The following is a 24,635-nucleotide window of genomic DNA, read 5'->3' as shown; positions in this document are numbered from 1 at the left end:
ATCGCCTTGAGCGAGTTTATTTGGTTTATGTATGTCAGATAAAAAAAGTCGCATTGAGCCGCTGCTCAGTGCAGAGCAAAAATGGCAAAACAGTTACGAGCAGCCAATTTCGTATGCTCCATTAGTGCAACTTGCTAATAACAGCTGGATAGTTCCACAGCACTTTTTACGCTATAAACACACCTTACAAAGCGTTAATCAAGTACTAGAAAATATTAATTTTTCAGCGCACTTTAGAGTGCTTGCTGCACAAAAAGATCAGCAACTTTATTTACAAGTTGCCGTACTCAGCCCCGATAATTACAAAACCAGTAGTTACGCGGGTGAGGGCACAGCAAAAAAATTACTGTTTGGCAGGCGCTGGATAGTAGAGGAAAACTTACCAACCTCCGAGCTTATTCAAACAGCGTTTTTAGCGCTTAAAATAGCGCGAGAGCACGAAGTAAGGGAGCTGTTTCAACTTACTCACAGCAATAATACAACCAGTACTCCATTTAATAATCATCATGATTTACCGGTTATGGCACAAAATGCAGAGCTTGTTATTACACACGCGGCGCAGGGCAATGAGCAACATTGCACAATTGAGCAGCTATTAAAACGGGTAGTATTTGCAGGTGCTAAGGTATCGCTAAGTGCTATGCAGCAACTAAGCTCGCAGCAGTGGTTATACACCTTAAAATTACATTGCGACACTTGTCAGCTTACAGAATTTAATAATAAAACCTTTGCATTTTTAACCAGTGATAGCAGCGCAAATAGCTTTTTACATGGCTTTATTAATGCCCTGGTTGATATTAGTAATGAGTATGTGAGTGAGCAATTTAAATACCAAGGGTTTGCCCGATTTAGTAAACACAATTGCATAGAAAAAATAGGTGCACTTAGTGTGGCAATGCGCTCGCCAAAAGTGTTGGGGCTGTGCTCACTCGGCAAGCAACATGCTAATAAGCTTAATTTTGAAATTGATAGTTCGCGTGCGCCACAAGGTTGCGGCCAAGCTATAGATGGGTTTTTAGCTGCCCACGGTATAGAGCAGCCAGAAAATGCACATTTATATCGTTTTTAAAGGCGGTTAATTTCTTCTTTTGTGGTGTAGCTTGAGTCTGTCACTATGGCCTCAAGCGTTTGCACGCGCTCTTTTAAAGCAACTACTTGCGCACTTACCTCGGCCAGTTGTTTATTTGCATCTTGGTTGCTATCTTGCATTTTGTGTTTAAATTCAAGGTGCTTTTTGTACATATCGTAAATAACTCCAGAGCCAACCGATATAAGCACAATAAGTACTATCATTGTAGTGCCTGACATAACCACTTCCTTTTTATAGTTTTAACTGTTGCATAAAGTATAACCATATTTAGCAGCGGTTAAACCTGACAATTGTAACTTTATTTGTCGATTGCAGCGTGGAGTTGTGTTCATCATTGATACACCTGCGTTATTGTTTAATAACTAATGGCGTAATTAATAAGTCTATTTGAGATTAAACCGTGTGACTTTAAAGCCAACATTTTTATTGTGTTGCTTTGATCAGCAGTTTTAACGCGCTCTATGCCAGCGTTAACCTTGTATTTAATTGTGTATTAATGCAAACGGGTATAGTGTTTACAGACTTATAGAACTTTATTTTATAATCAATACAGTGAGTTGCTATGTTAAATAATAAAATACCTCCGGTTATTGTCGTGCTCGTTTTTGCAGGCATTATGGCGTTAATAGCGCATTACAGTGTGATTGATTTTACAGCGTTTATTGCCTACTTAGCAGCAAGCTTAGTCATTATAGGGTGCGCATTTTGTATAGCCGCAGTGGTAAGCTTTAAACTTGCACGCACCACAGTTAATCCAAATAAGCCCGAGCAAGCATCAAAGTTGGTAACCAGTGGTGTATATAAAATTTCACGTAATCCTATGTATGTAGGCTTTGCGTTTATTTTAGCTGGCTGGGGTATTTGGCTTAGTTCGCTGTGGGCACTTTTATGTGTTGCTGGGTTTATTGCTTATTTAACGTTTTTTCAAATAATTCCTGAGGAGCGGGCGCTTAGCAAATTATTTGGTCAAGAATTCACAGAGTATAAAAACAAAGTAAAACGCTGGTTGTAATTTACAAGCAAATACAAAAAAGGCTATCGAGATGATAGCCTTTTTGCGTTCAGCGCTAATAAATTAACCGTGCTTTCACTGAAAACCCCGTAACTAGCGCGTCAGCTAAATAGTGTTATTCGTACTCGATTGGATCAGTGACGTTATTAAGCGAAAATGCCTCTAAACGTTCTTGGCAGGCGCCACATTTACCACAGGCTTTTTCGCGTCCGTTATAACAAGTCCATGTTTGGCTGTAGTCTAAGCCCATTTTTATGCCATCGGTTAAAATATCAATTTTTGTGTTATTTAGGTATGGGCTAAAAATTTCTACAGCGTCGTAATTAGCAATACGACATACATCATCCATTTTTTGCACAAATTCAGGACGGCAATCAGGGTAAATAGCATGATCCCCCGAATGCGCGCCATAATATACTTTGCTCGCTTTTAAAGACACAGCGTAACCAACCGCGAGCGAAAGCAAAATCATATTACGATTAGGCACTATGGTGCTTTTCATGCTTTCTTCTTCGTAATGACCTTCTGGTACATCAATATCATCAGTCAGTGATGAGCCACCAATAAGCTGGTTAATAGCTGATATATCTACAATTTTATGCGGAACATTAAGTTTTTCACACACGTTTGCAGCCACTTCAAGCTCTTTAACATGACGCTGACCATAGTCAAATGAAAGGGCATAAACATCATGGCCTTGTTGTAAGGCTTTATTTAATACGGTAAACGAATCCATACCGCCGGAATAAATAACAACTACTTTTTGCGTCATATCTGGATTGCTCTTTAGTTTTAATAGAGGTTTATATCAGGGCGCGATATACTACACGGCCGCAGCTTAAATAACAATTTTTGGGCAGCGCTTTTTCGACTTTTATAGTAGCAATTTTGCAGCTAGGCAGTAAGTGAGATCTCTTTTGTACAAAATTAATGAAGTGTTTGAAACCATCCAAGGTGAAGCAAGTTTTACCGGCACACCCTCAATATTTTTGCGTTTGCAAGGCTGCCCAGTGGGCTGCGCATGGTGTGATACTAAACAAACTTGGGAAGTCGATAACGTGTACAAAGTATCGCTTGATGAAACGGTAGAAAAAAAAGCCGATTCAGATCATTGGGCCGATGCCAGCGCCGAGCAAGTACTTGAGCTGTTTAAATCGCGTGGCTATACAGCAAAGCATGTTGTAATTACCGGCGGCGAACCGTGTATGTACGATTTAAACCCAGTGTGTAAGCTATTGCACGATAACGGCTTTACGACACAAATAGAAACCAGCGGCACCTTTGAAATACTTGCCCCTGAGCAAACCTGGGTTACCGTATCGCCTAAAATTAACATGCGTGGCGGCTACGAAGTACTTACCAGCGCCATGAAGCGCGCCAACGAGATAAAGCACCCAGTAGCGATGCAAAAGCACGTAGATGAGCTTGAAGCGCTATTTGCCAAAACAGGTGTTAACCCGAAGCTTGTATACTTACAGCCAATCAGCCAAAAAGTGTCAGCCACTAAATTAGCCATCGACACCTGTATTGCCAAGAACTGGCGTTTATCGGTGCAGGTACATAAGTATTTAGGGATTAGCTAAAGCGAAAGAGCAGCTGTAAGTGCTTAGCTGTAAGCGATAAGCTGCTCGGCGTTAAGTTATATTACGTAGATACAAGGTTGGGTTGAGTGAAACGAAACCCAACACCATAACCCCATTACTCACTCTTTATATAAACCACCACACCAGCTTATTAAAACGCGTAGGTCGGATAAGCGAAGCGCCATCCGACGCAGTAACTTATTTAAGTTTCGACAAATATAAATAGCTAATTAATTTATGATGTATGAAGTCAAGATTTGACCCCTCAGGTTCTCGATATGATCCCGCGATTAGCCTCCATACCAGCAAGACCATTTTTAGGGTTGTCGGGTGAAGATGAAAAAGAAGTGATTGAGATATTGTGTGACTTTTTATTTTGAAATCATTACTGTAGATTAGTTAGTATAAAATTGGCTATTATGGATGACCAAACATATTTAAGGATGAATCATGGAACCCCCTCTAAATGTTCTCAATGAAGAACTCACTGAAGAAGAAATCAAACTTCAAGAAAAAGAAGCCAAACTAGCGATAAAAAAAGAGCTTTTACTTAATGATATAAATAACTGTAACCTTAATACTTTAGAGCAAAGAGTTGCATGGCTGTTGAATCATAAGCCTGAAACACGTAACTCTGACGTTGTTTTACAAATTGAATACTGGAAAGTATTTGAGGCGGACTTACTTGGTGGCAGTTATATTGATTTAGATAATTATAAAAAAGCAACAAGACTACCCAGCCTAGCTCGAAGTCGGGCCGTAATACAAAATGATCATAAACTATTTCTTGCATCTAAAGATGTTAGGAAACATCGTGGAAAACTTGATGATGACCAAAGGAGCGCTGCTGTATCTAGAGAAAAACCTTCAAAATCATATAATGTTTATGCAGATGAAAGTGGTAAAACTCAGACCTATTTAGTTGTTGGAAGTTTTTGGATTTTGAATGGTATAGGTACTAGGAGTCTTGTTGATACTATAACTAACTTTAGGGCAGAGAACGCGATTACAAGTGAGTTTCATTTTAAAAACATTAATAAAGGAAATTTAGAAATTCACCTTCAATTAGTCGACCTTTTGGTAGAGCACGCAACAACATTTAGCTTTAAAGCTCTTTATGTCAGCCGTTCTGGTATAAAGCATAATGATCAAGCTCTAGAACAGCTATTTTTTAATTTACTTTGCTTGGGGGTTGAACATGAGAACTCCACAGATAGGTCTCCTCTTCCGCGTAGTTTATCTTTTAGTAAAGACTTAGAAAGTGAAGGACCAGATAAGCTAATGCTAGCTAGTTTAAAAGAGAGGTTAGCGACACACTCTGGCACTAAATATAACCACGAACTTTACTTAGATACATTCCGTGCTGTAGATTCTAGAGAGCTAATTTTTATGCAAATTGCAGATCTTTTTACAAGTAGCGTAAATCGAGTTTTAAACTCCCCTGGTGATGGGCCAAAAGATGAATTTGCAAATAGAATGCTCGAGGCTTTTGGCATGAATTATCAAAATACTAATTTCGAAAGTCTAGGTGATTGCACTTCTATTTTAGATATTGTGTGACGAAAGTAACCTTCTAAGTTTTTTCTACGGAAAGCTTTAAATAAAAAGTTAACCCCAAGAATAGGTAGGTTTTACATGTTCTCTTTTAGCTCGCAAGCTCAAACTAATAATTTATTAAAGATATTTTTGAAAACAGGACGTACCCTTGTATTACATAATTAAGGTTTTAAATAAAGATCTTATCGTATTGATAACTTGTGTTTTGTTAATAGGGTTAGGTTATATTTTGGGTCGACATTCATTATCTGAAGAGCAATTGATTAAAATATTCTCAACCCTTAGCTCTGTAATAGCAGTGCTGATTGCATACAAAGCATTAAATACATGGAAGTATTCAGAGCAAGCGAAGATAAGAGCTGTATTTGTATCAAAAATATACCCACAATTTTTAAAGTATAAAAAGGACATTGATAATTTCGCCATAGGCTTTGAAAACATTAACTTATGTCATCTCAAAGGTACTGATAAAAATAAATTAGCATGTGACTACTTTTATTTAATTGAAGAAGTCTATCGTTTAAATGATTTTTTATTGGCATATGAAGCTGAAGTTATACTATTAGGTAGTGAGTTTTTTGAGGAATATAAAAAATATCAAAAAGCTATAATAAATGCTGAAAATAATCCGTTAATAGATAATAGTCTGGATAAATCAAATATTTCAGATATTCAAATGATAAAAAGAACATTGGATGTGGTTGATAAATTATTAATTAAAACAGCTCAATTTGATTAAAAAGCTAATCAAATGCTTGTAAACCAAAGAGGTCAAATCTTGACTTCATACATCAAAACTATCGACTGCATATTCATTCTTTGAACACACTTTTACTTAATCAAAGCTTTAGTAAGTAACACAAAAAAAGCGTTGCCCTAGAGCAACGCTTTTGTATATTTTTTTACAGCTTACAGCTTACAGCTTACAGCTTACAGCTTACACAGCTTACAGCTTACAGCTTACAGCTTACAGCTTACAGCTTACAGCTAACTTATTCCGCCGCTAAGTAATCTAAAACCACTTGATGATGATCTTTGGTTTTAAACTTATCAAATAAGTGTTTAATTTTACCGTCTTGGCCTACTAAAAAGGTTAAGCGGTGAATACCGTCATACTCTTTACCCATAAACTTTTTGTAGCCCCATACGCCAAATGCTTCAGCAATGGCGTGATCTTCATCGGCGAGCAAATCAAAGTTAAGCTCTTTTTTAGTTTCAAAGTTTTTAAGGCGCTTAATAGGGTCTGGGCTAATACCTACAACGCGGGTGTTAAATTGAGCAAGCTGCGCTTGTTGGTCACGTAAGTTTTCGGCTTGAACCGTACAACCCGGTGTAGAGGCTTTAGGGTAAAAGTACACCAGTACTTGTTGCTCTTTTAACAGCTCACTTAACGTGACTGTTTCGTCGTTTTGGTTTTGTAAGCTAAATTCTGGTGCTGTATCACCGGCTTGTAATGGACTAATTTTGTTCATGCTGTGCTCCTTAGCGAATACGTTTAAAAATATAATCTACGTTAAGATTGTGCGAAAGGTTTTCAAAGGTCACTTTAAATTGGTCTATATCAACCTCTACTGGGATATTAAACTCAATTTCGCAGCGCATTTTAGTGTCGGTTTCTTCATCGTAGGTGTCTGACTTTAATGAGCAGATACTAATGTGGTGATCGGCAAAAAAACGCGTTACTTTACTCAGTGTACCTGGGGTGTCTATCCCTGTGTATTCAAGGGTATAGCCTGCGCAAAATTCACTTTCGGTGTGGCGAGTGGTGCTGCGCTTCATCATGGTGAGTAGGCCTAGCTCCATGCCTTTAGTAGGCAAGGTGTGCTCTATGCGGCTAATGGCCGACATATCGCCGCTTAGCAGCATGGTAAAGGTAAATTCGCTGCCTAAAATGGCTATTCGGCTATCTATAATGTTGCAATGACAATCACTTACAAGCTGTGTAAGTTCACTTACAATTCCCGGTCTATCTTCGCCAATAGCGGTTAAAACAATTTGATGATTTGAAAATGCAGTCATGAAGTTTAATACCTACGTTTTTTGAAATATAACAACCGAGTTGGTATAGCCCGCTGCGCATACACTACGTTGCACGGCGGCGAAGTTTAACACAAAAAGCACCCTAAACTACATAGGCGCTTAATTAAAGGCGCTTTAAAGCGTTGTGTTCCTTGTTTTTACTGGCACAGGAAAGTACCATAGCTAAAATTTGTCTTTTTGTTGTGATTGATTTTATAACACTTAGGTGTGAACTTTATTGCAATTAGACAGCCAAATAATAAATGTAAAGTTAATGTTGATTTTACACTGAACCAAATTCGGTATTACCCACTCATATACGTGTAAAACAATTAAAGGGTATGCTAAGGAGAAATATCTGTGCAGTATTGGATCCCAAAAGCACTTGCAGTGAGTGTATTGGTAAGTTTATCAGGGTGTAATGTTTTTATTAATGAAGCGCACAACGAACGCAATTATCGTACGCATGAAGGTGTTAAAACCCCGCCATCGTTATCTCAACCAGCGCAAGATCCGGTTTATAAAATGGATGTGGGCCAATACGATAACAACCCTGAGGCAACAAACTATCGTCCACCAGCACAGGTTTTAACTGTTGCTAAAGGTAGCTGGGTAGAAGAGGGCGATAAACAAGCGCGTATTTACTTTGATAAAAACGATGGCATTGTTGATTTAGATGAATTTGTTTGGGACTCAATTAAAGCGGTTATTGCCGAAAATAATGCAACAACCACAAAAGAAGATAAGCTACTTGGTATTATCGAAACTGACTGGTACTCAATAATTAAAGCGGAAGAGAGCTGGTTATGGGGCGATGAGGTAAGCGAAAACCAAGAGCGTTTTAGATTCACAATTGAAGAAAAATCGCATCAGCGTACTGCTTCGTTACGCGCTGAACTTATTGACTTTAAAGGTGATGACACGTTAACCGATTTACTTAAGCAGCAATTAGAAGTACGCGCGCTTAACCAAGTTGTGGCTGAATTTGATTATCGCTATCGTCAGTTAGAAGTAGAAAACCGCAAGCGCCAAGGTATTATTTCTTTAGAAATGGGCTTTGATAACAAAGGCAATGCTGCACTTGTTACTGAGCAATCATACGATGCAGTATTCGATCGCTTCTCGGGCTTTTTAGAGCGTCTATCGTTTACTATTGTTGAGATTAAAACCGATACCGGCTTAATAACTGCCGACTACAACAAGCCAGAAAGCAGTGTATGGGATTCTATTTGGGGCGACGAAGTTGCGCAGCTTCCTATTGAAGAAGGCCAATACCAAATTTTAGTGAGCAAAACTAAAGAAGGCGGTACAAGCTTAACCTGGATGGATGACAAAGGCGAAACACTCGAACCTGGCACCATGAATGGTTTACAACAAGCGTTAGAAGCAGCACTTATTCAGCGCGGCATCAAAATTTAATAATTAATAATAAGTTTTTACTACAAAAAGAGCGCTTTGCTCTTTTTGTAGTTTTTATGGATTAAAAAATATGTCTCAGTTACCTCCTCGCGGGCACTATACGTGGCGCACTTGGTTTACTTTTTTAGTACCGTCGTTAATTGGTGTGTTTTTATTTATGACACCCATTCCTACCGCAGACGGGATGACCATTCCTATTGCGTTAATGGCTAAAGGCGTGCAAGCGTTGATGTCTGGCTCTGCGCAAGCAATTATTACCCTTATTATTTGTATTACTGGCGTTATGTCGGTGATCACCAAAGTATTTAAACCCGCCGCAATTTGCCAATCCCCCCTGTTAAAGCATTTATTTGATGTGAGTGTAGTGTGGTTAGTGGTGCGTTTATTTGGTATGGCGTTTGTGCTAATGACCCATTTAGGGTTAGGTAGCGAGGCAATCACCTCTGCAAACACAGGCGCTTTGGTATTAAACGACTTATTACCTGTTTTGTTCTCGGTATTTATACTGGCCGGTTTATTACTGCCTTTACTAATTAACTTTGGGTTATTAGAGCTTGCAGGCACCATGCTAACCAAGGTAATGCGCCCTGTATTTGGCGTACCTGGGCGAAGTGCAGTTGACTGTACTGCGTCGTGGTTAGGTGATGGCAGTGTTGGTATTTTAATGACCGCAAGGCAGTACGACCAAAAGCACTACACGCAGCGCGAAGCCGCAATTATTGGTACTACGTTTTCGGCGGTTTCTATTACATTTAGCTTAGTGGTTTTAGGCCAAGTGAAATTAGAGCACTTATTTGCCCCATTTTATGCCACCGTATGTTTAGCCGGTGTGGTAGCCGCTATTATTGTGCCGCGTTTACCGCCACTTCGCTTTAAAAAAGATTTGCTTATTGATGGCAGTGAGCCAAATCGCGATGCTGAGGCTATCCCAACGGGTAAAAGCTTAGTAGGGCACTCACTTGATGTAGCATTAGCAAAAGCCAATAACTCGTCGGGCTTTAAAGGTACCTTAAAAGAGGGTGTACATAATGCACTTGATATGGTGTTTGGTGTACTGCCTGTTGTAATGGCCGTAGGAACATTTGCACTTATTATTGCTGAGCACACGCCGGTATTTCAATATTTAGGTATGCCGTTTGTGCCATTTTTAGAGTGGTTACAAGTACCCGAAGCACAGGCCGCGGCACAAACTATTATGGTGGGATTTGCCGATATGTTTATTCCGTCAATTTTAGCTGCGGGCACCATTGAAAGTGATGTAACTCGCTTTATTATTGCCGCAATGAGCGTAACTCAGCTAATTTACATGTCTGAGGTTGGCGCACTTTTACTGGGCAGTAAAATACCGGTAAACATTGTTGAGCTGTTCGTTATATTTATTTTACGTACACTTATTACGCTGCCGGTTATTGCCTTAATGGCGCATTGGTTAGTTGGCTAGTCGTGTATTTTAATTATAAAAAGCCCTGATTTATCAGGGCTTTTTTGTGGCTAGTTATTTCAATTTACCCTAATACTTAACCCTTTTAAGTGGCAAATTGATACTAAATACGAATGAAGATTAAAAACGCCTTGCCACTGAAAGAGTTAAAAAGTTTAAACCTGGGTTAGGCTCTTTAAATCCGGCGTTTGAGTAATGAATAACCCGAAGCGCTACGTTAGTGTGGCCAAAGTCTGCAACTAGGCCAATACGGTCTTCAAATTGGTAGTGAGTACTAATATTTTTGCCCGCAAATTTAGTTTCATCAATAAGCGATACGCCAATACCTGCCTCAATATAAAACGGGGTATTATGAAAACTAAAAGCAGGAAACTGCAGTACGGGTGACATAGCCAAAACAAGATTAGATTGCGAGTTGTCACCATGGCGGTATTCCCACATATTAACGCTGGTTTCAAAATAAAAGCGCGCATCGCCCACTAAGTTTTGTAAGCTAGGGGCATGATATTGATAAGCCAGCTTAACGCCATTCACGTTGCCTTCGCCTTTGAGAACATCTACGGCGTAACCATGATTAGACTGCGCAAACGCCGTGTTACCCCATACTGAAATAACTAAAAATAGAATAAGTGTGAAAGTTTTATATACCGTTTTCATAACTGCCAAATTGGTGTGTGAGTCGAATGAGTAAATAAATGATAAGGGCGGGCCATTCACATTTTCAATGAGGACAAAATGCCGCTTGTTTATGGGGTGTTAACAGGGAAGGCTTAACTAATTGAAAATAAATAGCTTATTTAATTGGTGCTGTTTTGGCATTAATAAGGTGCATTTTTGTGTCTGTTTTTGTGGCTTAAAATCGCGTAATTTAGCCACATCTTAATCACACACATGGTCACGCTCATGAAACTTTTTAACACTATTTTTATTGCTGCTGCCTTTTTTAGCAGCGCGTTATTTGCGCAAACGGCGCAGTCGCCTCAACATATGCTTGAAGGCGTTGCCGATACGCTTTTTAGCGATATTGCAAAAGTAAATGCACAAGGCGATGCAAGCAAAGCCGATATGGCGCGCATTGTAGAGACGCGTTTAATGCCAAACATAGATATTAAGTTTGTGTCGTTTAAATTGCTTGGTAAGCACATAAAAGGCATTGAGCGCGAGCAAGCTGTACGTTTTATTGATGCAGTAGAGCATTATTTAACAGGTACTTACGCAGGTGCGCTAATGAAGTACACCGGCCAGCAAGTAGTATTTGAACAAGATACCGCGAAAAGCGACTCTGAGTACGCGACGGTTAAAACGCAAATTATTGAGCCAAACGCGCCCGTGATTGATCTGCATTTTAAGCTGCGCCAAGGTAAAGACCAGCAATGGAAAGTATACGACATTGTTGCCGAAGGTATTTCGCTTTTAAGCGCTAAGCAAAAAGAGATCATTCAACGCATTTCTGATGTAGGCTTAGAGCAAGTAATTACTGAACTAAAAAATAAATAGTTCACTTCCTGATTAAGACCCTCTCCAACCACAAAAGCAGCCGCACTAAAGTGTATTGGCTGCTTTTATATTTTCTTAATATTCATCTACTTTAAGCTCGCAGCAAAAAAAAGGTGTGATAGAATATCACCACGTCGATTAAGCGTGGTGTCAGCTAAAAACTGCTATAACTGACGCCTCATCAAGCTACACTGGAGTTGTGCTGTTTTAATGGAAAATGTACTGATTTGGCCAAAGGAATACCCATTACTTATTAAAGGACTTGTAGAACAAAACGGTGCCTTTATTTTAGATGCTTTAGAAGCTTGGCCTGCATGTCGTTCTACTATTGAAGATGACGGTGTATGCACCACTGTGCTACCACCCATTTACTATTTGATATGGTTAACCCCGCTTGAACCCTTTGAAGAGTGTTATTTTCAGCATATTAGTGAATATGACGAAGATGCGCACGCTTACATTGCTGCTGTTAAAAATCATTATTTAGATAACGAATACACCAGCGAATCAATGGCGCTAATGCTGTGCCAGCGCTTAGAAAAATACGCCAGTGTGGCGGCGCAGAACGCACTTGATACGCCGCTTTCGTTGTTTAGCTTATTATTTAGTAAACGCTATTTTTCGTTAATTGAACATGCTCTAAATAGTGGCAGCAAATTAAGTGCACACGATACGCTAGCACTGTGGCAAGAAGTTGATTTTAGAGAGCGTTTAAGTGCTTTTTTACCTGAATCGGTTGCTGATTTAAACGAACTTACAGAGCTTGCGAGTCAAAAAGTAGCAAACGGTAAAGACTATTTTACGTTGTTAACGCAAGTATCGCCTGATGTAGATTCTATTGTATTGCTTGAAAAAGCATTACTTGCTCATTTAAGCCAAAAAAGCGCAAAGCAAACCATGGCGATGCGTTTTATAGAGCAAGGTGCCACTGGTACATTGGCTGATGAAAACAATAAAACAGCGTTTATGTGGGCAGCCGAAAAAGGCTATGTAAATGTGATAGAAACCCTGTTGGCTAAACAGGATCAAAAAGCGCAAGACACCTTAGGCAATACCGCACTGCATTATGCAGTGTTAGCTAAAAACGAAACCCTTATGGTGCTATTACTAAAAGCAGGTTACGACTTTAGAGCACGTAATAACGAGGGCTTAAGCTGTTACCGGTTAGCAGTAAGTATTAAAGCAAGCAATTTAGTTAAATGCCTTGAGCGCGATTTTGGTATAAAAGAGCTTTCGCCAGAAGGGCAGTTTAACCGCATTAAAAAGGTGCACGCCTTACACGCAATTGTCACTATTTTATTGCCATTGCAGCTGTATTTCTTTTTTGATGAAAGCATTGCCATAAAAAGTGAGCTGACTTTAATTTTTACATTGATTGCATCGGTGTGTTTTTTCTTTGCGGCGAGCTTAAAGCGCTGTGCGCTCTATCCACATATAAAGCACCCGTGGGGATTATTTGTGTTGCGTGTTTTTTCGTTGTTAAGCTTAATAGCTCAGCTTGGATTAGCCAGCATAGTTGCACTCGCTGCACTGAGCGAATTAGTGTAGCGGCCGCCATGGCAAACTAAAAACCTAAAAAAAACGCGCTTACATTGTTATGTTAAGCGCGTTTTTTGTATGTATAAGCTGTTATACCAATCCGAAAAATATCTAATCATTTTGCTTTAGAACAACTAAATAGCGAATTTTTTGCCTTGCTATCAACACGTTTTTCCATCCTCAAAATAGATTACTTACTTATGCGGATTGGTATTATTTCAACTTTCAACTTTCAACTTAAATAATTTATTTTGCGAATTAGTATTATTTATTGTATTCGTTAGCGGCTTTTTCCTCTGCGAGCTCTTCTTTAAGCTTACGTATTTTTAAGCCTTGCTCTTGCCCACGGTGCCGTGCGTAATATGTGCAGCCAATAAACATGGCAGAGGCAAACACAAGCTCTAATAACACCCATATTAGCTCATCAGGTGCAGCCCATAACATGGTTAAGCCATGTATAAAGTACAACATAACAACAAAGTTAGCCCAGGCGTAAGTGTAGGTGTTGTCTTTAATAAAGCCTCTTAAGGGCAACAGTAAAGGGATTATAGGCACAAACAAGGATACAAAACTTGCGTTGCCATTTAGCGGAGGTACAAAGTACATCCACAGAGGAAATAAAAGTAATAAACCCACATAGCCAAAAATAGCGGTGCGCTGAAATTTTACAGTAATTGGCTTTTTAGCAGGGGTGTCAGCGGTATTCATTGAAGTTTTCTCGCAATGTGAGTGAGGCGTTTACCAACGCTTTGGCATATTTTAATTTCGTCTTTACTTAAAGTATTCGTATTACTACTGCCGGCTACATGCGTTGCCCCGTAAGGTGTGCCGCCGGTTTGCGTAGCTAGTAACTCTGGTACTTCGTAAGGTACCCCTAATAACATCATGCCGTGGTGTAGTAGCGGCAATGATAAATTAAGTAAGGTGGCTTCATTGCCGCCATGCATACTGCTTGATGATGAAAACACACAGGCTGGTTTATCTATTAACTGGCCTTTTAGCCATAGATCGCTGGTGGTTTCCCAAAACGTTTTTGCTTGCGATGCCATCATGCCAAATCGGGTAGGTGTACCAAACGCAAGGCCGTCGCAATTTATTAAATCATCTTTTGTAATTACTATATCGTGCGGATTTTTAGCAACAAAGGTACGCAATACGGCTGTGGCACCCTGTTGCTCTATAGATTCGGCTATTTCGTGCGCCATAGCCTCAACCGAGCCATGGCTTGAGTGATACAGGACAACAATGCGAGTCGTCATTATAATACGCTTAATACGTTTTCAGGCGGACGACCAAGGGCTGCTTTACCGTTGTTTTGTACAATAGGGCGTTCAATAAGTTTAGGGTTGTCTACCATGGCGTTTATTAGCGCTGACTCGTTGGTTTCTTCTTTTAGGTTAAGCGCTTTGTATGCATCTTCTTTTGTGCGCATTAGCTGGCGAGCTGAGCTAAAGCCTAATTGTTCTAAAAGTTGGCTTATTTGCTCATGGTTAAGCGGTGTTTTTAAATATTCTACTACGCTTGGTGTTACGTTGTTTTGTTCTAGTAATGCGAGGGTTTCACGCGATTTAGAACAACGTGGATTATGATAAATAGTAACTGACATACAATTAGTTCCAAAATGTAATTTGCCGCTATTTTAGGGCAAGCGCTGACAGACTTAAAGCCTTGCCAGCTCTTTTTGTAAACGGCGATACTGAGTAAGCAAGGCTTTTAAGCGTTGCTGTTTAACCAGCTCTGTGGGTTCTACGAAGTTAAGCGCTTTTTGGATTTCGTCTGCCGCTTTAATATACGCGCCATATTGCGATAACACATCAGCATTGGCCTCGTGATAAGCGGCAAGCTTGTCTTGCTTTTTATAGGCATCGGCTAATAGCTGTTTACCTAAGTTGTGGTCGGGTTTTTCAAGTAAAAAGCTTTTTAAAATGTTTTCAGCTAATTCAAACTGCTCAGCCTCTAATGCCGCATTTGCATAGTTTAAAGTTATAACTTGGTTGTTAGGGCGATAGTTATTTAGTTCAGCCAAAAATTTTACCGCTTCGTCGGCTTTTTTTTGCGCTATTAGTAAATCGGTATGAGTATCGATATAAAATAAATTTTTAGGACTTTGTGCTAATAACGGCTCTAAAATTTCGGCGGCTTCATCTAGCTTATCTTGATCAAGTAAGCTTATGCCCAAGCCGTATTTAAGCGCGGTGTTGTTGTAACTGTTTTCGCGCATTAATTTTTTAAATAACGCTTCGGCATTTTCGGGCTTATTGGCATAACGAGCAAGTACTCGGCTTTTTGCTAAATTAAACTCAAGGCTTGGGTTTAAATGGCGAACAGGGAATTGCTCTGCACGTAGGCGTACGTCAGATACACGGCTCTCTGGCAATGGGTGAGTCAGTAAAAAAGCGGGTGGTTTGTACTTATACCTTATTTGCGCTGAAAGTTTAGTTAAAAATTCACTTGATGCACGGGCGTCAAAACCGGCGTTATTAAGGGTTTGCATACCAATTCTGTCGGCTTCTTGCTCGGCAGCACGGCTGTGAGTTAGTTGGCTAAACGCGGCTTGGGTTTGGTTAGCCGAAATAATAGCAATACCTGCGTCGGGAGCAACAACGGTGGCTAATATACCGGCTATCATGCCTGCAATAGTCAGTGCGCTGTTGTCTTGTTGTTGCTGAATACGACGAGCTAAATGGCGCTGAGTTACGTGCGCTATTTCGTGCCCAAGTACAGAGGCAAATTGGCTTTCGTTATCTGATTGCGCAATAAGCCCCGTATGCACACCAACATGCCCGCCGTAAAAAGCAAAGGCGTTAATTTCGTTGTTATTTACCCAAAAAAACGAAAAAGGAAAACGCACGTCGTTTGCATTAGCCACAAGTTTTCGGCCAAGTGTGGTTAAGTATTCGTCTAAAACGGGGTCGTTTACTACCGGTGATGAGCCTCTTATTTGCATCATCATCACTTCGCCAATGGCTTGTTCTTTTTCAAGTGGCAAAACTTGTAGCGCAGACGTGCCTAAATCGGGTAGCGTAAAGTTTGTTTGTGCCTTTAACGGCTCACTAACCAGTAGGCTAAAGGTAAGCGCGGCACTGCATAAAGTGATAAAGGCTGATTTTAGCTGCATTTTATTCCTTGTTAATTTGTTCACCAATGGCAATTTTTGCTATGTCAATTTCATCGCTGCTTGCACGGCTGTCTTTTTCGCACAATTGGTAGAGTTCTTTTATTGTGACTCCATCAAGCTTTACAACGTTCAATTCCTGCTGCAAAAATTTAATAATTTTATGTACTACCTTATGTGCATGTAAAATAATGGCTTTATCGGCCTTGTCGCCGCGCTCAAAATAAAAGCCAATAAACTTATGGAGCTGATTTATGCGGATCAGGTTTTTCATTGAATGCGGATCCCATACTTTAAACTCCATAAAGCGGTTATCTTTAACGTATTGATCAATAATTATGTCTTTAGCATAAGGTTGCGCCCAGAGCTCAAAGCCTCGGTCGGTAAATACTTGGTGTAGCGCTATACGCGGCTTATGCTTGGTGTGTATTTCACCAAAATCATCTTCATAGCCATCAAGTAAGTCTAAGTTCCAATTGCGTTTATTGATTAAGCTTTTTACAGCGTTATCAAATCCGTGCTCCAATATTCCTTCAGATTCGCTGACCGAAGAAGCAACAAGATGATAAAAAGGCGGGAGCTCTCCCCAGTTTATCTGCTTTTTATACCAATTAATCTCTTTGAGAGTTGGATTACTAGGTAGTTGCGCTTTATTATGCGTGCCAGGCATTAACTTATCCTTACTGCTAATTATGTTATAAGGATAAACCATTGCTGGAATGGTTTTAAGAAAAAGTTACTGCTGTTCACATTTTATAAATAGAATGACCGACAATATGCGACTTATTATTCATTTTACTTAGCGAGTAAAGTAGTTATGTTAGAGTGCGATTTAAAAAAATTTAAATGCCCACAACAGTTTGTACAATTTAAATTAGCGCTTCGTAATGCGCAGTCATCTAATAAGGCAATAACGTTTAGTATAAATAACGACGAAAGCGCAGATGATATTACGCGTTTTTTAAGCAAAAATGCATATACATATAAATTTGATCAACACCTAGGACTATTACTAGTGGAGCCATTGCATGTTTGAATACGTTAAAACATGGTACGAAAGAAAGTTCTCAGATCCTCATTCAGTCACCTTACTTTTTTTACTCATTGCCTCTGTGGCATTACTGTACTTTTTTGGCTCGTTAATTGTTCCTGTGTTAGTGGCATTGGTGATTGCTTATTTACTTGATTGGCCGGTTGTACACTTAGAGCGCTTTGGGTTAAAACGCTTTAGCGCAACAGTAATTGTAATGCTTATTTTTACCGGAGTTATGCTTACCCTTATTTTGGTTATTGGCCCAGTACTTTGGAAGCAAACCAGTAATTTAGTGCAAGAAACCCCGCACATGGTAGAGCAAGGTAAGTCATTTTTAATGGCCTTACCGCAGCAATACCCCAGTTTAATTAATGCCGAGCAGGTCCAAGCTATTGTGGCAAGTGTAGAGGCAAAGGCGCTCGAATTTGGCCAAGTTATTGTCTCGTTTTCACTTACTTCGCTAAAAGATGTTGTGGCATGGCTTATTTATTTGGTGCTTGTACCCTTACTTGTATTTTTTATGCTTAAAGACAAGCTTGAGCTTACAAGCAGTGCCGCTACGCTTATTCCGCAGCAGCGACGGTTAATTTTGCAAGTGTGGCACGAAATGAACCAGCAAATAATGAATTATATTCGAGGCAAAGTATTCGAAATTTTAATTGTGGGTGGCACCTCGTTTATTGCCTTTACTGTACTTGATTTACGTTATGCAGCTTTACTTGGTGTACTGGTTGGGTTTTCGGTGTTAATTCCATTTGTGGGTGCGGCATTGGTTACCATACCGGTTGCGGCCGTGGCGCTGTTTCAATTTGGTATCGAAACGCAATTTTGGACCATACTAATAATTTACGGGGTCATTCAGGCGCTCGATGGCAATGTATTAGTGCCCTTGTTGTTTTCTGAGGCCGTTGATTTAAATCCCGTATTTATTATTGTTGCAGTGCTATTTTTTGGTGGCTTATGGGGATTTTGGGGCGTGTTTTTTGCCATTCCGCTCGCATCGCTTGTAAAAGCGCTAATAAATGCCTGGTCATCAACGCATGGAGAAATAACAAAAGAGCGGGCAGAATAACGTACTTTTAGTTTAAAAAAGCATAGTAAACGCACCTAAGTTACTAATTGATTATTACCCAATGAGAACAAACTTATGTACTATTGGGTATAAGATATATTTTTTAGTAATAAAGGTGCGTTTTTAATGTCTGAGTTTTTATTGCACGATGAACAAGCAGCTCAAGTTTATCTTGATGCAAACGCTACAACACCTGTTTTACCCTGTATTGCCGACGTGGTGTCGCACACCATGCAAATTTGTTTTGGTAACCCTTCAAGCCCCCATATTAGCGGTATACAAGCTAAGTATTTATTAGAACAAACAAGACAAAATGCACGCCATGTTATTGGTGCGCCCGATGGCGATATTCTTTTTACCTCAGGCGCAACAGAGGGCATACAAACAGCCATTGTTTCTACGCTCATTCATGCTAAAAATCATACGATTAAAAACCCTGTATTATTGTACGGGGCAACTGAGCACAAAGCGGTGCCTAACACGTTAAAACATTGGAATAGCGTTTTAGGCATTAACGCCCAATTACTGGCTATTCCTGTTGATAGTAAAGGGGTTTTAGATTTAGCGTTTATTAGTGAGCACATAAATAACGCGCTAATGATTTGCACCATGGCGGTTAATAACGAAACCGGTGTTTATCAAGACCTAAACGCTATAGAACATACTATTCGCAGCCGTAATAAATCAGTGTCTTGGATGGTTGATTGTGTACAAGCCTTAGGTAAACAAGCGCTAGCGCTTAGTAGTACCAGCATAGATTATGCCCCGTTTTCGGGCCATAAACTCTATGCACCAAAAGGTATTGGTTTTTTATACATTAAAAATGGCAGTGCCTATACGCCATTTATTGCGGGGGGCGGGCAAGAAAGCGGCATGCGCTCTGGCACTGAAAACCTACCAGGTATAGCAGGGCTTAATAAACTGTTTAACTTGCTGCTAGATAAAAACGACGACACGTTTAAGTCGGTTGAGGTATTAAATAGCTACAGAGCGCAACTGCTTAATGCGCTGCAAAGTACCTTTGGTGATATAACCTTTAATCACGATTTTTCACATTCTGTACCTACCACCCTTAATTTTGCTGTTGATACGCTTACCTCCAAAGAGGTTATTGATTTATTTGACGCAGCAGGCATTAGAGTGAGCGGTGGCTCGGCGTGCAGTACAGGGGCAACACGCAGTTTTGTGCTTGATGCAATGGGCGCAACTAATTGGCAAAGTGAAAACGCCATTAGGCTGTCTTTTGGGCCTGCTGCAACCGAGCAGCAAATTAGCCAAGCATGTAAGCGTATATGCTCCTTAAAGGCGGTATTAGAGGCCAATTGCTTAATTGTTTCTGACAGTGCCTCGCCAAAGCAAGAAGTATGCGCGCTAGGATTAACACAATTTAGGCATAAAGGGGCGTGTAGCTGGCTGTATGTTAGTGACGACAACAGTGCCGTTATTATTGACCCGGTAATAGAGCTTATTCCGCGCTTTGAAAAAATAGTGAGCACACAACAGCTCAACGTAAAAGCAATTTTAGATACCCACCAGCACCAAGACCGTCCAAGCGCAGTGGCTTTGTTAAATGAAGTACTAGGCACAACGCATGCGATGCAAAATAGCATTGAGCTTGGTACAAAAACGCTAACCATAAAGCCAACCCCAGGGCACAGTAAAGACAGCGTTAGTTATTTATTAAAAGAGCGCACCACAGGCCATATTGATTATTGTTTTTGCGGTGATTTGATTTTACCTGCAGGACTTGGCAATACCTCGCTTGAAGGGGGCAGTGCAACGCAAATGGCACACTCACTTATTACCCTTGCTGAGCAAATAAGTGACGATACGGTTATTTGTTCGGGGCATGACTATCAGCAATGCTTTGCCATTAACTGGCGTACTGTACGTGCACAAACGCCTTTGCTTAGCCCGTTATTAAATGGAGAAATAAGTACGGCGCAATTTGCACAGCTAAAAGCACAACACGATCAGCTACATATGCAAACCAGTAACCAACTGTGTGGCTATGTACAGGCGGCGGTGCAAGCAGACACTAAGCAGCTAGACTTTACGCAAGCTAAAGCGTTACTAACGCAAAAAAATGTGTATTTAATTGATACCCGTGAGCCGTATGAACATGGCGCAATTAATGTGGCGGAGCTTTTTGCCGCGCCTTTAGCTAATACGCTTAATATTTCACTTAGCCGTATGGCTAACGCCATAGTACAAAATCAATTAAACCCGCAGCACACCTATATATTACTGTGTAGAAGCGGCAATCGTTCTAAAATTGCAGCGGCAAATTTACAGCAATTAGGCTTTGCGAATATTTATAACGTAGCGGGTGGCTTGGCGTTGGTGAGCTAATTATGGGCCTAGATTTGAGGATGTTTTAACCACCTATAAAGTTAGGCGAGTGCATACGCTGCATTTTATGCTTTGGGCTTGTAATGTTTCGAAGTTTAATTTGCAGCAGTGTGTTTGGTATTTTTACATGGATGTTTGCCAGTAACGTAACGCAGGAGCCGTTACTGAGCCCATTAGGGTACAGACCTCGCGGCAGGATTAAATTGTTCCTAGTTTGAACAAATTTTAATCCTAAAAGGTCAACAGGCCTTAATTCATGAATATTTAATAAATGTTGTTTAAACTATTAAATGCTTAAAATTTGTGGGTAATTAATTCATAAAATTTTTATGATACCGGTGTCAAAAGTAAAAAATTGCGTTATTATCTGCATCATAAATTATAAAAACAGCATTTTTATTGCTTTTTTCGTTATACTAAGCGCTTGCTTTTTTACTAGCACTACGCGCAATTAGCGAAGTCTTTTTACCTAAAACTGTTTTTAAATCATTAATTTAAATATTTTAGAGGATATTTACATGTCTAATCGTTCGCAATTAGCAAGTTGGCAAGCACTGCAAAATAGTGCCGCGCAGATGAAACAAACCCATCTAAAAACGTTATTTGCACAAGATGATACACGATTTGATGCATTCTCTACTCAAATTCCGGGTGTGTTGTTTGATTATTCAAAGCAGCGTATTGATAAAACTATTTTTGCACAACTCATCGAGCTTGCTAAAGAGTGTGACATTGCCTCTTGGCGCGACAAGATGTTTAGCGGTGAAAAAATCAATATTACAGAAGAGCGTGCTGTTCTTCATACTGCTTTACGTAATCGTGCCCATACACCTTTAGTTGTTGACGGCGAAGACGTAACACAAGCGGTTGATAACGAATTAGCTAAAATTAAAACCTTTGTAGAAAAAGTACGCAGTGGGCAATGGGTAGGCTACACAGGTAAAGCAGTAAAAGATGTGGTAAGCATTGGTGTAGGTGGTTCAAACCTAGGCCCGCAAATGGCAACCGAAGCGCTAAAAGCACTTGCTGATGACACTTTAAATGTTCATTACGTATCTAATGCTGACGGTGTTCAAATTGCCTCTGTGTTAAAAGCAATTGACCCAGAAACAACCTTGTTTGTTATTTCATCGAAAACATTTACCACATCAGAAACCATGACCAACGCCAAAACGGCCGTTGATTGGTTTTTACAAACAGCAAAAGATGACAGCGCCATTGCTAAGCATTTTGTTGCTGTTAGCACAAACTTAGAAAAAACCGCAGCCTTTGGTATTAGCGATGAAAACGTATTCACTATGTGGGATTGGGTAGGGGGTCGCTTTTCACTTTGGAGTGCGATAGGCTTACCTATTGCGTTATACCTAGGTTATGACGCGTTTGAAGCTATTTTAGAAGGCGCATTTGAAGTAGATGAGCACTTTAAAGCAGCCCCATTTGAGCAAAATATTCCGCTTATAATGGCACTACTTAGTGTATGGAATACCAGCTTTTTAGGCTTTACGTCGCAAGCTATTTTACCGTACGACCAAGCGCTTCATATGTTACCTGCGTATTTACAACAAGGTGAGATGGAAAGTAACGGTAAACACGTAAACTTTGCAGGCGAAACCGTACCTTATACAACGGTTCCTATTATTTGGGGTATGACCGGTATTAACGGCCAACATGCGTTTTATCAGTGTTTACACCAAGGTAATGTAATTGTACCTGCTGATTTTATTGCCTCAGTTAAGCCGCAGGTAGACGTAGATAAGCATCACGATATTTTATTATCCAACTTTTTAGCTCAAACAGAAGCAATGATGAGCGGTGTAGATGCACAGCAAGTCACAGAAGATTTAGCCGCTAAAGGTAAAACACAAGCACAAATTGATGAGTTACTAAATCATAAAATTCATCAGGGTAATCGCCCTACAACATCTATACTGCTAGATACAGTTGATGCAAAAACAGTAGGACGCTTAATTGCGCTGTACGAACATAAAATTTTCTGCCAAGGCATAATTTTAGAAATTTGCTCATTTGATCAATGGGGTGTAGAGCTTGGTAAAGGCCTTGCCTCTAAAATTGAAAGCGAACTAACCGATGCCAGCGTAAAACACGCCCACGATAGTTCAACAAATGGCTTAATCGCGTACTACAAGCAACACCGTACGCAGTAATATATTCGCTTATGTAAATAAGCAAACCGAGTACCTTTGAACGGGTAGCGCTGGAGTTCTTAGGGCCTGTATTTTTGTGAGAGGATTTACAGGACTCCTAAGACTCATTTAATTGTGCGAACAGTCAAATAATAAATAAAACGCCATAGCGTAAAACATTCAATAGGCTTTTATTAACACTAAGAGCCACTGTCATTCAAGCACTAAACCTGCATACCAAGCGGCTTATGGAAGTCGCTTTTAGGTATTACAAACGTAGAGAGTAACTATGCTTAATCCTTTTGATATTATAATTTTTGGGGGCGGTGGTGATCTTGCGTTACGCAAATTGCTACCTGCAATGTACAGAGCATATCAAGAAGGCAACTTACCAGAAGGCTCGCGTATTCTGCCTACAGTGCGTGAAGAAAGTAAGCGTGCTGACTACATAGAAACAGCACACAACGCACTGAAAGAATTTTTAAGTAAAGGCGAATTTAACGCTAAAGATTGGAAAGCATTTTCTACTTATTTAGTGCCTGTAGTAAGCAACGTAACTGAAGCTGACGACAACTGGGATGTACTAAAAGGCATTTTAGATGAGCACGACAGCAATAAATCTCGCGTATTTTATTTATCGCTTCCGCCAGCTGTTTACGGCACATGTTGTGAAATTTTATCAACGAAAGGTTTAATCACACCCACTTCACGTGTGGTTGTTGAAAAGCCAATTGGTTACTGCGGCGAATCAGCAGAGGCTATCAATGGTAAAATTGCAGAGTTTTTTGACGAAGAGCAAATTTTCCGTATTGACCACTACTTAGGTAAAGAGACAGTACAAAACCTAATGGCACTGCGTTTTTCAAATTCACTGTTTGAAAACATGTGGGATGCTAAATCTATTGATAATATTCAAATTAGTTTATCTGAAACGGTAGGCCTTGAAAGCCGTGCTGGTTTTTACGATAAAGCCGGTGCACTGCGCGACATGGTGCAAAACCACCTATTACAGTTATTGTGCTTAGTGGCAATGGAATCACCAAATAAACTAAACGCAAATAGCATCCGTACTGAAAAACTTAAAGTATTAGAAGCACTTCGTCCGTTACTTGAAGGTGACGTAGATGAAAATATCGTTCGCGGTCAATACGTACCAGGGGATTTAAACGGTAAAATTGTACCAGGTTACTTAGAAGAGCTTAACGAAGGTTCAAGTAAAACAGAAACCTTTGTGGCTATTCGTGCACACATTGATAACTGGCGCTGGGCGGGGGTACCTTTTTACCTTCGTACTGGTAAGCGTATGGCTAAACGTTGTGCAGAAATTGTGGTTGAGTACAAAAAAGTATCGCACAATATTTATGAAGAAAACGTGGGTAATATTGAGCCAAACCGCCTTGTTATTCGTTTGCAGCCGGAAGAGACGATTCAATTAACGCTTATGTCTAAGCGCCTTGATAATCTTGAAATGCAATTAGAGCCGGTAACGATGAATATTGAGCTTTCTCAAGCATACAGCAATGGTTTCCACTCTGATGCGTACAAACGCTTAATGCTTGATGCTGCAGCTAATAACCCATCGTTATTTATACACCGTGACGAAGTTCGTCAAGCGTGGAAATGGATAGATCCAATTATTGAGCGCTGGCAAACCAAAGGCAAACCTGCACTTTACCGTGCTGGTAGCTGGGGACCGGATGATGCTGATGAATTATTAGCTGAAAACAACCACGTGTGGTTTAACACAGGCGATAAGGCGTAA

25 protein-coding genes are annotated in these 24,635 nt (G+C 40.0%); 15 read left to right on the top strand and 10 right to left on the bottom strand.

All coding sequences use genetic code 11. The annotated features are described in order from the left end of the window. Nucleotides 1-31 precede the first annotated feature (31 nt). The gene (locus tag AN390_RS18245) at nt 32-1,069 is read left to right on the top strand and encodes a hypothetical protein (protein WP_055255638.1); all 1,038 of its coding nucleotides are present in this window, start codon (nt 32-34) and stop codon (nt 1,067-1,069) included. Here AN390_RS18245 and AN390_RS18240 read toward each other — a convergent pair. Next, the gene (locus AN390_RS18240; protein ID WP_024034198.1) at nt 1,066-1,308 is read right to left on the bottom strand and encodes a hypothetical protein; all 243 of its coding nucleotides are present in this window, start codon (nt 1,306-1,308) and stop codon (nt 1,066-1,068) included. The two genes, AN390_RS18245 and AN390_RS18240, sit on opposite strands and share 4 nt — an antisense overlap. Nucleotides 1,309-1,652: 344 nt before the next feature. On the opposite strand from AN390_RS18240, the gene AN390_RS18235 reads away from it, so the two are divergent. Then, a complete protein-coding gene (locus AN390_RS18235) occupies nt 1,653-2,102 on the top strand; it encodes an isoprenylcysteine carboxylmethyltransferase family protein (protein WP_004589470.1) in 450 nt (149 codons plus the stop codon). Nucleotides 2,103-2,217: 115 nt separating this feature from the next. Here the strand turns inward: AN390_RS18235 and queC are convergent, their stop codons facing one another. Beyond that, on the bottom strand, nt 2,218-2,874 hold the full coding sequence (queC, locus tag AN390_RS18230; RefSeq protein WP_004589469.1) for a 7-cyano-7-deazaguanine synthase QueC: 657 nt from the start codon (nt 2,872-2,874) through the stop codon (nt 2,218-2,220). Nucleotides 2,875-3,019: 145 nt separating this feature from the next. Here queC and queE point away from each other — a divergent pair, with 145 nt between their 5' ends. From queE to AN390_RS18215, 4 genes are all read left to right on the top strand, one after another. Beyond that, nucleotides 3,020-3,685: a 7-carboxy-7-deazaguanine synthase QueE gene (gene queE, locus AN390_RS18225; protein ID WP_055255637.1), complete on the top strand. Its 666-nt coding sequence runs from the start codon at nt 3,020-3,022 to the stop codon at nt 3,683-3,685. Nucleotides 3,686-3,963: 278 nt separating this feature from the next. Next, entirely contained in the window at nt 3,964-4,065 is a 102-nt protein-coding gene (locus tag AN390_RS20000; protein WP_408003184.1) for a phage virion morphogenesis protein, read from the top strand. A 70-nt stretch (nt 4,066-4,135) separates the two neighbouring features. Next, nucleotides 4,136-5,245, top strand: a complete 1,110-nt coding sequence (locus AN390_RS18220) for a DUF3800 domain-containing protein (protein ID WP_055255636.1) — start codon at nt 4,136-4,138, stop codon at nt 5,243-5,245. A gap of 226 nt (nt 5,246-5,471) precedes the next feature. Continuing rightward, entirely contained in the window at nt 5,472-5,981 is a 510-nt protein-coding gene (locus AN390_RS18215) for a hypothetical protein (RefSeq protein ID WP_157686056.1), read from the top strand. A gap of 253 nt (nt 5,982-6,234) precedes the next feature. On the opposite strand, the gene bcp is transcribed toward AN390_RS18215, so the two are convergent. Both bcp and AN390_RS18205 read right to left on the bottom strand, forming a co-directional pair. Then, the gene (gene bcp, locus AN390_RS18210; protein WP_029774548.1) at nt 6,235-6,714 is read right to left on the bottom strand and encodes a thioredoxin-dependent thiol peroxidase; all 480 of its coding nucleotides are present in this window, start codon (nt 6,712-6,714) and stop codon (nt 6,235-6,237) included. A gap of 10 nt (nt 6,715-6,724) precedes the next feature. Continuing rightward, on the bottom strand, nt 6,725-7,261 hold the full coding sequence (locus AN390_RS18205) for a glycine cleavage system protein R (RefSeq protein WP_024034205.1): 537 nt from the start codon (nt 7,259-7,261) through the stop codon (nt 6,725-6,727). 360 nt (nt 7,262-7,621) lie between these two features. Between AN390_RS18205 and bamC the strand changes: the two genes are divergently transcribed. Both bamC and AN390_RS18195 read left to right on the top strand, forming a co-directional pair. Further along, nucleotides 7,622-8,680: an outer membrane protein assembly factor BamC gene (bamC, locus tag AN390_RS18200; protein ID WP_029772477.1), complete on the top strand. Its 1,059-nt coding sequence runs from the start codon at nt 7,622-7,624 to the stop codon at nt 8,678-8,680. Nucleotides 8,681-8,750: 70 nt separating this feature from the next. After that, nucleotides 8,751-10,121, top strand: a complete 1,371-nt coding sequence (locus AN390_RS18195; RefSeq protein ID WP_029772478.1) for a YjiH family protein — start codon at nt 8,751-8,753, stop codon at nt 10,119-10,121. A gap of 120 nt (nt 10,122-10,241) precedes the next feature. Here AN390_RS18195 and AN390_RS18190 read toward each other — a convergent pair whose 3' ends face one another. Beyond that, nucleotides 10,242-10,778 carry an acyloxyacyl hydrolase gene (locus AN390_RS18190; RefSeq protein WP_029772479.1) on the bottom strand — a complete coding sequence of 179 codons (537 nt, stop codon included), beginning with the start codon at nt 10,776-10,778 and terminating at the stop codon, nt 10,242-10,244. Nucleotides 10,779-11,024: 246 nt separating this feature from the next. Here AN390_RS18190 and AN390_RS18185 point away from each other — a divergent pair, with 246 nt between their 5' ends. After that, complete coding sequence (locus AN390_RS18185) at nt 11,025-11,618, top strand: phospholipid-binding protein MlaC (RefSeq protein WP_004589167.1); 594 nt, start codon at nt 11,025-11,027, stop codon at nt 11,616-11,618. 210 nt (nt 11,619-11,828) lie between these two features. Beyond that, nucleotides 11,829-13,166: an ankyrin repeat domain-containing protein gene (locus AN390_RS18180; RefSeq protein ID WP_004589168.1), complete on the top strand. Its 1,338-nt coding sequence runs from the start codon at nt 11,829-11,831 to the stop codon at nt 13,164-13,166. Between the two features lie 255 nt (nt 13,167-13,421). On the opposite strand, the gene AN390_RS18175 is transcribed toward AN390_RS18180, so the two are convergent. The 5 genes from AN390_RS18175 to AN390_RS18155 are packed head-to-tail and all read right to left on the bottom strand — an operon-like array spanning nt 13,422 to nt 16,942. Next, a complete protein-coding gene (locus AN390_RS18175; protein WP_004589169.1) occupies nt 13,422-13,865 on the bottom strand; it encodes a DUF2069 domain-containing protein in 444 nt (147 codons plus the stop codon). Beyond that, nucleotides 13,862-14,416, bottom strand: a complete 555-nt coding sequence (wrbA, locus tag AN390_RS18170; protein WP_004589170.1) for an NAD(P)H:quinone oxidoreductase — start codon at nt 14,414-14,416, stop codon at nt 13,862-13,864. Before wrbA ends, AN390_RS18175 begins: the two co-directional genes overlap by 4 nt. Further along, nucleotides 14,416-14,763: an arsenate reductase (glutaredoxin) gene (gene arsC, locus AN390_RS18165; RefSeq protein ID WP_029772483.1), complete on the bottom strand. Its 348-nt coding sequence runs from the start codon at nt 14,761-14,763 to the stop codon at nt 14,416-14,418. The genes wrbA and arsC overlap by 1 nt, the downstream gene beginning before the upstream one ends. A gap of 54 nt (nt 14,764-14,817) precedes the next feature. Then, nucleotides 14,818-16,275 carry a M48 family metalloprotease gene (locus tag AN390_RS18160; RefSeq protein WP_024034211.1) on the bottom strand — a complete coding sequence of 486 codons (1,458 nt, stop codon included), beginning with the start codon at nt 16,273-16,275 and terminating at the stop codon, nt 14,818-14,820. A 1-nt stretch (nt 16,276) separates the two neighbouring features. Beyond that, nucleotides 16,277-16,942, bottom strand: coding sequence for a hypothetical protein (locus AN390_RS18155; protein WP_004589173.1), 666 nt, complete (start codon nt 16,940-16,942; stop codon nt 16,277-16,279). Between the two features lie 147 nt (nt 16,943-17,089). Here AN390_RS18155 and AN390_RS19915 point away from each other — a divergent pair, with 147 nt between their 5' ends. The 5 genes from AN390_RS19915 to zwf all read left to right on the top strand — a co-directional run bounded on the left by AN390_RS19915 (nt 17,090) and on the right by zwf (nt 24,635). Next, nucleotides 17,090-17,308, top strand: a complete 219-nt coding sequence (locus tag AN390_RS19915) for a hypothetical protein (RefSeq protein WP_004589174.1) — start codon at nt 17,090-17,092, stop codon at nt 17,306-17,308. After that, nucleotides 17,301-18,377, top strand: coding sequence for an AI-2E family transporter (locus AN390_RS18145; protein WP_004589175.1), 1,077 nt, complete (start codon nt 17,301-17,303; stop codon nt 18,375-18,377). Before AN390_RS19915 ends, AN390_RS18145 begins: the two co-directional genes overlap by 8 nt. Before the next feature lie 126 nt (nt 18,378-18,503). Then, nucleotides 18,504-20,729: an aminotransferase class V-fold PLP-dependent enzyme gene (locus AN390_RS18140; RefSeq protein ID WP_055255634.1), complete on the top strand. Its 2,226-nt coding sequence runs from the start codon at nt 18,504-18,506 to the stop codon at nt 20,727-20,729. 518 nt (nt 20,730-21,247) lie between these two features. Beyond that, nucleotides 21,248-22,894 (top strand): glucose-6-phosphate isomerase, encoded by a 1,647-nt coding sequence (gene pgi / locus AN390_RS18135; RefSeq protein ID WP_055255633.1) that lies wholly within the window; start codon nt 21,248-21,250, stop codon nt 22,892-22,894. A gap of 268 nt (nt 22,895-23,162) precedes the next feature. Next, on the top strand, nt 23,163-24,635 hold the full coding sequence (gene zwf, locus AN390_RS18130) for a glucose-6-phosphate dehydrogenase (protein ID WP_004589178.1): 1,473 nt from the start codon (nt 23,163-23,165) through the stop codon (nt 24,633-24,635).

It is taken from the genome of Pseudoalteromonas sp. P1-11, assembly GCF_001399995.1.
GTDB classification, from domain to species: Bacteria; Pseudomonadota; Gammaproteobacteria; order Enterobacterales; family Alteromonadaceae; genus Pseudoalteromonas; species Pseudoalteromonas atlantica.
This window is presented reverse-complemented; position numbering and strand designations above follow the sequence as displayed.